General features: G+C 47.3%; 9 protein-coding genes. 6 read left to right on the forward strand and 3 right to left on the reverse strand.

Translation table 11 applies throughout. The features are described from left to right. Positions 1 to 70: 70 nt before the first annotated feature. On the forward strand, positions 71 to 280 hold the full coding sequence (locus G8770_RS19780) for a cold-shock protein (protein WP_167191169.1): 210 nt from the start codon (positions 71 to 73) through the stop codon (positions 278 to 280). Positions 281 to 464: 184 nt separating this feature from the next. On the opposite strand, the gene G8770_RS19785 is transcribed toward G8770_RS19780, so the two are convergent. Next, positions 465 to 4280: a molybdopterin-dependent oxidoreductase gene (locus G8770_RS19785; RefSeq protein WP_167191171.1), complete on the reverse strand. Its 3816-nt coding sequence runs from the start codon at positions 4278 to 4280 to the stop codon at positions 465 to 467. 167 nt (positions 4281 to 4447) lie between these two features. Here G8770_RS19785 and G8770_RS19790 point away from each other — a divergent pair, with 167 nt between their 5' ends. Further along, positions 4448 to 5479, forward strand: a complete 1032-nt coding sequence (locus G8770_RS19790; protein WP_167191173.1) for an AraC family transcriptional regulator — start codon at positions 4448 to 4450, stop codon at positions 5477 to 5479. Positions 5480 to 5999: 520 nt separating this feature from the next. Next, positions 6000 to 7082 carry a nucleoside hydrolase gene (locus tag G8770_RS19795; RefSeq protein ID WP_208022397.1) on the forward strand — a complete coding sequence of 361 codons (1083 nt, stop codon included), beginning with the start codon at positions 6000 to 6002 and terminating at the stop codon, positions 7080 to 7082. 288 nt (positions 7083 to 7370) lie between these two features. Here the strand turns inward: G8770_RS19795 and G8770_RS19800 are convergent, their stop codons facing one another. Further along, a complete protein-coding gene (locus G8770_RS19800) occupies positions 7371 to 8138 on the reverse strand; it encodes an outer membrane beta-barrel protein (RefSeq protein ID WP_167191175.1) in 768 nt (255 codons plus the stop codon). A gap of 144 nt (positions 8139 to 8282) precedes the next feature. Then, the gene (locus tag G8770_RS19805) at positions 8283 to 9020 is read right to left on the reverse strand and encodes a P-type ATPase actuator domain-containing protein (RefSeq protein WP_167191177.1); all 738 of its coding nucleotides are present in this window, start codon (positions 9018 to 9020) and stop codon (positions 8283 to 8285) included. Between the two features lie 465 nt (positions 9021 to 9485). Here G8770_RS19805 and G8770_RS19810 point away from each other — a divergent pair, with 465 nt between their 5' ends. From G8770_RS19810 to G8770_RS19820, 3 genes are all read left to right on the forward strand, one after another. Further along, a complete protein-coding gene (locus G8770_RS19810) occupies positions 9486 to 10514 on the forward strand; it encodes a leucine-rich repeat domain-containing protein (protein WP_167191179.1) in 1029 nt (342 codons plus the stop codon). Positions 10515 to 10662: 148 nt separating this feature from the next. Beyond that, on the forward strand, positions 10663 to 11559 hold the full coding sequence (locus G8770_RS19815; protein ID WP_167191181.1) for a sulfotransferase domain-containing protein: 897 nt from the start codon (positions 10663 to 10665) through the stop codon (positions 11557 to 11559). Positions 11560 to 11584: 25 nt separating this feature from the next. Then, positions 11585 to 11890 (forward strand): hypothetical protein, encoded by a 306-nt coding sequence (locus tag G8770_RS19820; RefSeq protein ID WP_167191183.1) that lies wholly within the window; start codon positions 11585 to 11587, stop codon positions 11888 to 11890. The last annotated feature ends 249 nt before the right edge of the window (positions 11891 to 12139 follow it).

The following is a 12139-nucleotide window of genomic DNA, read 5'->3' on the forward strand; positions in this document are numbered from 1 at the left end:
AATTTATATTTCCCGCTTTTTCGTGCCTCACGAAGGCATTTTTATACTTTTTAATTACAGGATATTTATCATGTCTAATGCAACTACTGGTACCGTAAAATGGTTCAACGAATCTAAAGGTTTTGGTTTTATCGAGCAAAAGTCTGGCCCAGACGTATTTGCACACTTCAGTGCAATTGTTAGCTCGGGTTTTAAAACATTAACTGAAGGTCAACTGGTTGAGTTCATTGTTACTCAAGGCCAAAAAGGACCTCAGGCTGAGAATATCGTAGCTATCTAATAGCTCGGTAATTCATAAAAAGGCAAGCTGTAATGGCTTGCCTTTTTTTGTGCCTCAAATATAGCAAGTCTCTAAATCAATAAAAACACGTAATTAGCAGAAGTAATACAGGACAGGCACTCCTTAAAAAGATCTATATGAATCCTGCATGGTGGCAGTCGTGACTGTCCTGTTCTGCATTAGTTTACAAAGCTTCAACCGTCACCGGAATACCATTGAAGACAGCATTGCCTGAAAGTTCATCAATTAATTGATCATCGGTAAGATCGTTTTTGTTAACACCAGGATTGGTTTTCGCAACGCGCAACTCAACCCCTTCAAGGTCGTGACCCCAACCGTGTGGTAAACAGACTGCTCCCGGCATCACCGTGTCTGTCACTTCAACCACCACGCTAAGTTGTCCAACGCGTGAAGAAATTTTCGCTTTTTGGCCGTGGCTTAAATTGTATTTTTCTGCATCCTTTGGGTGCATGAATAAGCCGCAGCGGTCTTTACCTTTTACAAGACGTTGGCTGTTGTGCATCCAAGAGTTATTGGTGCGCAAATCACGACGTCCAATGAGGTTCAGTTCGGATTTGTTTTTCAGCTCGCTGGCAAAGATTTTTAAACGCTTTAAATCAGAGATGAATGGCTCAGGCAGCATGTGGATTTTCTTATCTTCAGTGAATAAAAAGTCCGGGAAGCAAGGCTGTAGTGGGCCAAGGTTTAAACCATTCGGGAATTCTTTGAGTTTTTCAAGGCTTAAGCCTTCGCTGTGGTGTTTGACCACTTCATCCCCTTGGTATTCATCAAAGCCTTGCCCGTATGGACCTGCTTTTAATGCGTAATCCAACATTTGTACCAAGGTCATGGCTTGAGGTTTTGGCTCTAGGCCGGTTTTGATTTGTTCTAGGCGGCCGATTAAACCGTTCATGATGTCCCAATCAGAAAGGGTGCCCGGTGCATGTGGGAATAACGGCTCAGAAAATTTCGCCACGTTATGAACCGAAAGAAGATTAAATACGAGGTCGTATTGTTCGTGCTCCAGTGGACCCGTTGGCGGCAAAATAATATCCGCATGGCGAGAGGTTTCGTTGAGATAAAAATCTAATGACACCATGAAGTCTAATTCACTGAGGCTTTTTTCCAGTAAGCGGCTGTTCGGGGTAGAAAGCCCTGGGTTACCAGCAATACAAATAAAGCCTTTGATTTGACCTTCACCCGGGGTGGTCATTTCTTCGGCCATGGCAGAGGATGGGAATTCACGGTTAAATTCCGGCAGGCCACGTACGCGGCTTTGGTAGGTGTTAAAGCTACCGGCTTGATGTGGTTTTACCGCAGAATCCACCGCTGGTTTGGTAAACATCATGCCGCCTCGACGATCTAGGTTACCGGTTAAAATGTTTAACGTGTTGATTAAGTAATGATTCAATGCACCGAATGTTTGTGCCGAAATACCCATGCGGCCATAACAAATGGCTTTGTCAGCGGCGGAAAACTCTTCTGCAATGCGTTCAATTTCCGATTGAGGGATACCCGTTAGTTGAGCAATTTCTGACATTGGTAACAAGTCGAAGGTGTCTAATAACTCACCCCAGTGATCCATCATGTCTTTTAAACGGCCCGGCTTATAAAGCTCTTTGCGAATCACATGTTGAATTAGGCCCACTAAGAAAATGGCATCGGTAGCTGGTTGAATAAAGTGGTGCTCTTGTGCGTAGATGGCGGTTTCGTTTTTACGCGGGTCGATCAACACGAGTTTTCCGCCTCGTTCGTGAATGCCTTCGATGCGTTTTAAAATATCACCACCGGACATCAAACTGCCGTTTGAGGCCGCTGGGTTGGCTCCTAACATCAACATGTAATCGGTGTGGTCTATATCTGGAATGGTAAACACTTGACCATGACCAAACATTAAGTATGAACATAGCTGGTGTGGCATTTGGTCAAGCGACGCCGCCGTATACATGTTTTTACTTTTTAAAACTTTACGAAGTTTGTTGGTGGCCATTAATAAACCAAGGTTATGTGAGGTTGGATTACCCCAGTAACCACCTACAGCATCGTTACCGTATTGTGCTTGTACTTTAGCAAGACCCTGGGCCGCGTAATCTAGGGCTTCGTCCCATTCAACTTCTAACCATTGGCCATCCACTTTGCGTAATGGTTTTTTCAAGCGGTCTGGGTCGTTGTGTAAGTCTTGTAATGAATAACCTTTCGGGCAAATGTGACCCCAGCTGTGTTGGTCTTTTTCATCGCCGGCCACGGCGATGATTTTGTCCCCTTGATATTGAATTTGCACACCACACATGGCTTCACACAACGTGCAGCTGCGGTAATGGGTTTCTACTGGCAATTTAGCTTGTGCCTCGGCCTCGGCCATGGCAGTGGCGCGCGCATCTTTGATGATGCTGAGCATTTTGGTCACGTTAGTTTCTTTGCGACGTGGGCGACCTTGCTTGGCCCCTTCCGCTTGTTCGTGTTGATCCAGTAATTGCCAATCGCTATAGGTAATGAAGTCCACTTGGTTCTGTTCAAGTAGGGCTTGAACGTCGGCTTCTATGGTGTCGAGCGTTTCTGGTAGGGCAGAAACCAATTGGCTGACCGTATCTGTAGCACAGTTTTTGTTACTGCCGATGACACCGCTGGCACCGCGTTTAATCCAACCGGCCACATAGGATTTTTCTTGCACTAATGATTTGTCGTTGGCGATGACGCCTCGGCGATCATCAAATGGTAGACCTTCAATGGGTGTGCCTTGATAACCAGTGGCGTTAATAATTAAACTCACTTCCAGAACGGATTTTTCATTGGTGGCAACAGCGGATACGTCGCCATCGTCGGCGCGCTCTAAACGGTTACGCACAATGTGCAATCGTTTCTCACCGTTTGTTTCAGTAATGGATTCTGGGCTGGTTAAAAACATAAAACGAATGCGCTTGGCGTTGTCGTCTTTTTTAAGTGGACGTTTTGCCACTTCACGTAACAAGGTTATGTTTTGACAGGCTTCGCTAAATTCAGGTAGGGCCAGTACTGCTTCGCTTTGTGTGTCCAGTTCAAGGTCGGCTGGGTTAATGACCAGGTCTAAATTTTCAATGGCAATTAATTGCTCTAACTCTTTGGGTGTGAACGCCGCTTGCACCGCACCGCGGCGCGCAAGTAAGCAAACTTCTTGAATGTTGCTGTCTTTCAGAGCCAACAGGGAAGGGTCGGCAATGTCGGTTTTGGCTAGTTCATCGTGTGGCAAAATTAAAATACGGGCAATATCCAACGCCACATTACCAATACCAATGACTGCTGCACGTTCGCCATTTAATGTTGGCGTGAGTGTTTGGTTTTCTGGATGGCCGTTGTACCAACCTACAAATTCAGATGAGCCAAAAATGTTATCCAAGTCAGCGCCAGGAATGGTTAGCGCGCGGCTTTTTGAGCCGCCCGTGGCATACACAACAGAATGATAAAGGGTGTTTAAGTCATCGATGCTGATGTCTTCACCAATTTTCACGTTACCCAAAAAACGCACTTGTGGATTTTCGGCAATACGTTCAAAACTGGCACTCACTGATTTAATGCGTGGATGATCTGGCGCTACGCCGTAACGCACCAAACCAAATGGGGTGGGCAGTTTTTCAAAAATATCCACTTTGGCCGATGGCATTTTTTTCAAAATGGCTTCGGCGGCATAAAACCCGGAAGGGCCAGCCCCCACAACGGCAAAACGACCAGATAATGCAGAGTGTGCACTGGCTGCCGTTTGTTGGGACACGCTTTGACGAATGGCTGGTAAGACTTTGGCTTGTTCAGCGTTTAGGGCGATGTAGTGCTGTTGATCTTCAGGCACTGCCGATTGAGGGAAGATGGCACGCTCAGGGCACTCCGTTAAACAGGCGTTACATTCAATACACACTTCTGGGTCGATATACAGCATGTCTTCGCCAGCGCGAAAGGCTTCAACTGGACACACATCCACACAGTTAGTGTGCTTATGGTTTACGCAAGACTCGGTTACAACGTAGGACATGGGGAAACTCCCTCATTCTCATCATGTGGTTGTGAGGCTTTGAAACTTTCTTCAAGCCTCATTTATCCTGGTTTTACTAATGAGGGAATATTAGGTATTTCAGGATCAGAAGTATTGACAGTTTCTCGCTCATTGACATTTTGTGCCAAATCTAGAATACTGGCCAAATGTCAGAGCAAGCCGTTATTCCCACCAGTTTTATTGCCGTATTACAGCGCTATGTTGCTCAGCGCGATTTACATTGCCCTGAGTTTTCAAAAAAGCTAGAGGACTTCCAGTCCCAAACTAAAATGGCCAACCGTGAATACGATGCACTGATTCACGAGCTGTATGCTATGGAGCCGGTGCCGGCCTTAGGGGTCAAGTTAGGGCAAATCATTCAGCCTAAAGATTTTGGCATCGTGGGTTATTTATTAACCGCGTGCAGTACACTTGGGCAAGCCTTAACCCGTTACGGCCGATTTCAAACCTTGGTACTTTCTGAGCTCAGCACACAGGTAGAAGTGAGCAGTGATGTGATTCGCCACCGCTGGCATTTACACGGTGTCGACACCCAACTTTCAGCACAGTTTGGCGTGTCTGTGTTTATCACGCTTTACCAAAGTTTGATCGGAAAAAAAATCGCGCCCATTAAAGTGGGTTTGCCTTTTGACGCGCCTGAAAATCCAGAATTGTACGACGAGTTATTTGCTTGTCCGGTGGAATTCAATACCGATTGTTTAATGGTGGATGTACCCGCTAATGTCATGTGGATGACGATTACCAGTAGTGATCCTTACATGCGCAAGATTTTTGATGGTCAAGCAGAAGCCATGCTGAAGGCTGAAGTTGAAAAACCATCAGATCCGTTTGAAGCTTTTTTCGAAAATCTACAGCAGCATATATTAATGGCCATGAAAGATGGTGATACAAAAGCTGCCACCGTGGCAAAGCAAATGGGTTATTCCACTCGCAGCTTTTACCGAATTTTAGAAGAAGCGGGTTACAGCTACCGCAGTATTATTTCCGGCTTGCGGCGCCGGCTGGCAAAAAAATATTTATTAGATGATTCCTTATCGTATTCTGATATTTCCATGCTGTTGGGGTATTCAGAACAGAGCGCCTTTTCTCGCGCGTTTAAAGATTGGATGGGGATGACACCGGGAGAATATCGAATGGGAAAAACTGGCAGCAAAAACCAGAATAGGCACTCTCTATAGTGGCCTAATGACTCGTTCAACATACTTTCTCATTCTCTCTGATAGCCAGAGTAATACAGCACCGAAATTCGGGGACAGAGAAAAGCCATGACGTCAGAGTGGTCATACGTTGACCTCGAATAGTTAGACCCCAAATAGTTTCTCCACCTCTCTATTGTTAGTTCTCCTGATTTTGAAAAATCTGTCTTACAGGCGGCTTTTTTGTGTCTGCCTATTCGGTGATGCTTGCTGGCGTTGCATTTCTTGATTAAAAGCTGACCGATTGGTTAGTTTTGGTGCGAAAAGAAGGGGCAACGCCGGGTGATCTTTTTTCAGTTGGTACGTCAAAGCCCCCGCCGTTACTGACTTTGTCCGTTATTTTTGTATGAAATATCATGATGGGCACAGTTTCTGCTATGACCTCCGTTTCTGTGTTCAGAGACACATCCTGAATAGGCGCTGGTATCAGCGCTATTTTTAGTTTAGATGAGGCATAATGATGATTCGATTACCTGTCCACGCTGTGAACAATATGAAACACATGGCACTAGGTTTAGCCTTGAGCTGTGTTGCTGCGCATGTGGTGGCTGCAGAAAAGCGCAAAGTGATTCTTGATGACGATGGATTTGCAGTAGCGCAGTGGATGGTCATTCAAGACCCCGGTGTTGACGTTTTGGGTGTCACTCAGGTCAGTGGTAACCGTTGGTTAGGTTGGAATGTCCAATGGGCTTTGCGTGCGTTAGAGTTGGCTAACCGCAGCGATATTCCCGTGTATGCCGGTGCGACCTTTCCCTTGCTCAATACCGAAAAATCCACGGAGTTATGGGAACAGCGCTACGGCAAGCTCATTTGGAAAGGCGCCTGGCAAAAAGAGTGGGTGGAAGAAACCGAGCAGTCCACACCTACCTATCACGCCTGGAACGAGATTCCCGATCTGGTGGAGGGTAATCCGACTCACACGGCTAAAGCAGAGCATGCCGCCAACTTTATGATTCGCATGGTACGTACCTATCCGGGAGAAGTATCGATCATAGCAACGGGGCCATTAACGAACATTGCGCTGGCACAATCGCTGGATCCAGAGTTTGCCAGCTTGGCTAAAGAGCTGGTTTACATGGGTGGCAGTTTGAATCCACGTCAGCGGTTGGATAACAAAATTGCGGGGGAATTTGCTCGCGAATTTGTCAATTCGCCACGTCGTGAATTTAATTGGCTTTGGGACCCTGAAGCGGTGCGCATGGCTTTGCGTGCACCCTGGAAGAAAATTGTGATGGTCCCCGTTGATCCTTCCACCACCACCCAATTGACACCGAAATTACTTAAGGCAATGGCGAAGCAAGATAATGCTGTCGCAAAGGTAGTCAGCACGCGCGAAGCCAATTTTCCGTTGTGGGATGATATTGCCTCGGGCGTTTGGTTGGATCCAACTCTCATAACAGAGTCCACCGATCTTTACGTGGATGCGGTGGTGGAATTTGGCCCAAACTATGGTGACACACTCTCATGGGCGCCGGGTTATCAGCCTGAGCAAGGGGAAACCTTGCAACAAGTGGTGCAAACGGTCGACACCAAAGGTTTAGAGAAACTCATGGTGCAATTGATGAATCGTCCACTGCCGGAATAACGGAAGCATTCATTGTTTTAACCCCCCAAAGCCCTTTGATGAAGCTCAATTAAAGGCTTTCCCTGAGGAAAATGGGGGTTGAATGCGGAGAGTTTCATAACAATCGTGGTGCTCAAGGCATGGAGCGTTCGATTTATTTAACAGACATTGCGGATAACAACATTGAGCTGAGGGCTGTTGTCGAAGAAAATTAAATGACGTATTTGATCTACAGTGGGTGTTATCGGCACGAACGATAGTCGTGCCAAGATCACAGTTACCAGCCCATCTGTTGATGAAAACGTGATATCAGTACTGCCAGCTGAGGCTGGCCTGAATTACGTCGGATTCCAGGTCAAAAACTCGCGAAAAACTGGCGCCCAGAGACAAGTGGTTGGTGAAATGAAAGCGCGCACCTACGCCTAGGGAAAAATCGCTGCTGTCATCGGTGTCGCTGGCATCTTCCAGCCAGATGAGGCTGCCGGTAGCATTTAATTCAAAACGAGGCGCGACTAAAACCCGACCACCGGTGGTCAATCGATACACGCCGCTTTCAACTTTACCCACTGGCGTATCGAGTGTTTCTCGGTCGTAACCTATACCTGCCAGCATACGGTATTTAACGCTCGGAGCCGACACCGCGCCGATAAAAATCGATTTTTGTGAAATGTCTATATCGTCGACATCCATATCAAAAACTTCGTCGACCTCGCCGTCCAGATACGATATTTGCATTAAAAAACCGCTGGTGAATTCATGTGACCACTCTATACCAAAACCACTTGCCTCTATATCCACAACGTCAACTTTTTGAACGAAGCCACCTGCTCGTATATAGCTCCAGTTCAGCAGATTTTCATCCGCATAGACACCCGGAGCTGCAGCCAACGCCATCAATCCGATAATACAACCTCCTGCTTTCAACATAACACTCTCCTTATGATTTCCGTGTTTGAATACATCCTTAAGCTCTACAGCCCCTGTAGGTATAACATATGCCCGGATCAAAACAACAAGCCTCAGTTGAAAATAAGATAAATGAACTTTAAATGTCAGGAAGGTGCTATTTTTTTGCAAAAAAGTTCCAGAGGCACAGGCGGAAATGTTCCCAGTACTACCTCCTGATCTATTACTCAGTGCTCTGTTCTTTATTCAGCGATTACCGAATCGATGCTTTGCAGAATTGGAGTTGTCATTGTTGGCCGCGGGCTCGCACGGTGCCTACTGGTACCGATGTTGCCCTTGCCCTGCCTGGATGTTTGTCTTGGTGTTTAACCGTATGACGAGGTCGATCAGTCCTTTTGATGCGCGCCAGCCCTTTTGCTGCCCGGTGTGGGCAATACACAGGCACGCCGAACCGGTCAGTACCCGTGTGCCTGCCATGCCCCAGTACTGGCCCTGCAGGGCTGTGGCCTGTTCGGTGAGTACGGTGCTGTCGATGGCATGCTTGTGAACCGGCCAGGCTTCGCCGGTCAGTGCCGATTCGTCCACCTGTAGCTGGTCGGTGAGCAAGAGGATACCGTCGGCGGGAAAGGCATCACCCTGTGTTACCAGCACCAGATCACCGGGCACCAACTCATGGGCTGGCAACGTCTGTTGTTTGCCGGCCCGAATCACCTGCGCATTACTGGCGAGCCGAGAACGCAGTCCGGCGGTGGAGGCCGCGGTGCGGTGGTGGAGGTAGAAATCCATGCCCACCAGTGGCAAGACGGCGATCAGCAGGATCACGGCTTCGTCGATGTCTTTGAGAAAAGCAAACAGAAGACTGGTGATGAGCAGAAACCAGAGCATCGGGTCGCGCGCGGTATCGGCGAGCAGTTGCCAGCCACCGCCCGGAGCTTTTTCGAGGATATCGTTACGACCAAAAGACGCACGTCGTGCGCTAACCTCTGTGTCGCAGAGGCCCCGCTCGTGGTCGGATAGAAAATCTTGAATGGTGTCGGGAATCGGGCGTCGCAATCATGATGCTCCAGCGGCAATCTGATCTCATTATAGGAGACCTGACGCAAGCATTGGGGAAATACAATAAACCTGAGCCGTTACGGGGACAGCGACTGCTATCGGTCTGGCACTCCTGTCAGCCTGCTTGCCATAACAGCGGAGTAATTGAAGTCCTTACGGAGCCAAGGCCAAGGCGCAGTTACCGCAAGACGTTGAATTCATGCCAAAGTAAGGTATCTTGAAGTAACAGGTATAGCTGCTGTCAGTATGGCTTTTAATGCCGGTGCCGTTGCTTTTAATACCAGTGCGATTGCTGACAAAGTAGCGCCCTTTTATTCGCGCTGCCCGGATTCCGGCCCTGGCTATAGATCACCAGCTGAATTTACGAGTAAAATCGCTGCTCACCATAAAGTGTGAGCAAAAGGGGACTGGGTTTCGACGTTTTTGTAGAACATTAAAAACAATCAAGGAAGGTTAGCCTGAATGATTTTTTCCAGACGCTCAATAGCCACATTCGGTTTGATAGGTATCATCGCTTCACTGGTTATCATTTATAGCGAGACGATTGTGGGGGCAGTGGATCGTTTATTTCCCCCAAACATTGAGGACACAGCACTTCTTCAGTGCATAACAGATGCGATGCGAGACAATACCGCGTCCGATCAAAACGTGATTACTCACTTGAAATGCAATGACAGAGGGATTAAAAGCCTGGCCGGGATTGAGCACTACGGAGAACTGAAATCTCTGGAATTACTCAAAAATCCTATAGCCGATATACAGCCCGTGACAAATTTGACGTTGCTTGAAGAGTTATCCGTGAGCGAGGCTGAATTTAATGATCTGAGTGCGATAGGCAAGCTGTCAAAGTTGAAAAAATTAACCTTATCGCAGTTTAAACCCAAGCTCAGCGAACTCTCTGAGCTGTCAACGCTGATAGAATTGCAGGAGCTGTATGTTGCGGCAAACAACATTACCGATTTATCGTTCCTGACTGACATGCAGCGCTTGGAAAAGCTCAATGTCTCTTTTAATAAACATATAAATCTCGAGACGCTACCGCAACTGCCAGCTCTGATTGAATTTAATTGTACCTTCTGCGCGATAGCTGATTTGTCGCCAATGACTCGCATCAAGAGCGTTAAGCGTATTGGCCTGTTCAGTAACGACATTGTCGACATCTCTCCACTCAGTGAGTTGCTGAGCCTCGAAGACGTTTCTCTGGTAAAAAATCAGGTTTCAGACATTAAACCGTTAACTCATTCTGTGAACATCAAAAGTTTAAACCTGGCCAACAACAGGGTTGAAGATTTAGAACCTTTAAGTGGATTAAGCGACCTTCAATATATTCAATTGGTCGGTAATCAAATCACCAGCTTAACGGCACTGGGTGGATTGGATAAGATCGTTTCGTTACAACTTGAAGGCAATGCAGGCCTAAGTTGTGAGGATTATCGCTGGGCGAAAAAGAATATTGGTGGCTCTATTTACTTTGACAAAAATTGCGGTTAACGAAATTTGGTGTTGCGGGTGTCTGCATTCCAGGCAGCTGAACCATTTAGACGGTACCACGAAATACTCACCATTTTGCTGTGGCGGCCTGATTGACCTTTGCACGCCATAAAGGAGGCGACTGCTTTTGAACAGCACGAATTGTCCGATGAAAACCAGAGAGCTCCATAATCATCATATCGACTCCACGATCTGGAACGATTTTACGTTTCGAGACGACGATATCATCATTTCGACTTATGCCAAGTCGGGCACCACCTGGATGCAACAAATCATTGCCCAGTTGTTGTTTAACGGTGCCGAGGGGTTGGAGGTTGCGGAAATGTCGCCCTGGGTTGACCTTCGGGTACCTCCCAAAGCCATAAAACTGCCTGCGATTGAGGCACAGTCACATCGACGGTTTTTAAAAACGCATCTGCCTGTGGATGCGTTGGTCTTTTCCGAAAAAGCAAAATACATCTACATCGGCCGGGATGGTCGTGATGTGTGCTGGAGCTTATATAACCATCATTTAAACGCGAATAAGTCTTGGTACCAAGCGTTAAACGATACGCCGGGCAGGGTCGGCCCGGCAATCGAACCTCCACCGTCTTCGGTCGTGCAGTATTTCAATGACTGGCTTGAAAAAGATGGCTTCCCGTTTTGGTCTCTTTGGGAAAACGCTCGTAGCTGGTGGGCCATTCGAGACTTGCCGAATGTGCATTTCGTTCACTTTTCTGCGTTAAAGGCAGATTTACCGGGTGAAGTGCGCCGCATAGCCGAGTTTATTGAAACCCCCATAGACGAGTCCCGGTATGGGGAACTGTTGCACCACTGCAGTTTCGATTATATGAAAGCCAATGCGACCAAAAGCGTTCCCTTGGGCGGTGCTTTTTGGGACGGCGGTGCTGAAACCTTTATTCATAAAGGCACAAATGGCCGCTGGCGGGAACTTCTCTCAGCGGAAGATGTAGCCAGATACGAGCAGCGTGCGGAAGCGGAACTTGGCCGCGCGTGTGCACACTGGCTGGCCACCGGTGAGATTGCCGAGACCGACTATAGTTAGGTGTCCCTGTATGGAGAGCGTTACTATGGCACGATATTTAGGCTTGTTTTTCTTGCTGGTGTCAGCGGCAGGCTCGGCGGACGATCGCTATATACAGGGCAAAGTAGTGTCTCTGAGCGGGAGTGATTTGGGCATACATGTTCGTTTGAATACGGGCAAACCTCTGGATTGTAAAAATTCACCCGGCGACAGTATTCTGGTGAAGCCCGATTATATTGGGGCGCTGTATCTTGCGCCCGCTTCACTGGGTAAACAGGTTGGCATTTTTGCGGATTTTGATCCCCTCCACAGGGAGTGTGTGGCAAAAGATTTTCAAATAAAAAGCCCTTAAGTAAGGCGCGGTGATGGCTTTCATTTGTACCCTCATTTCTGAAGTCGCTGCATAACACCATCCAACATCCTCATTGGCGAATATCATTTGTCTAAAATGACCAGGTTACCAGACCCCAAATGGACAGTCCTGAACGTGTGTGGAGTGAGGCTGACATACGCTTAATAGTTGAATTTTGCGTCAAATAATTGTCAATTTTTTTTACAATACATGCCTTTCTGATGTTTTTCTTGGTCAAACACTGACACT

Source organism: Pseudomaricurvus hydrocarbonicus, from assembly GCF_011602365.1.
Lineage (GTDB): Bacteria > Pseudomonadota > Gammaproteobacteria > Pseudomonadales > Cellvibrionaceae > Pseudomaricurvus > Pseudomaricurvus hydrocarbonicus.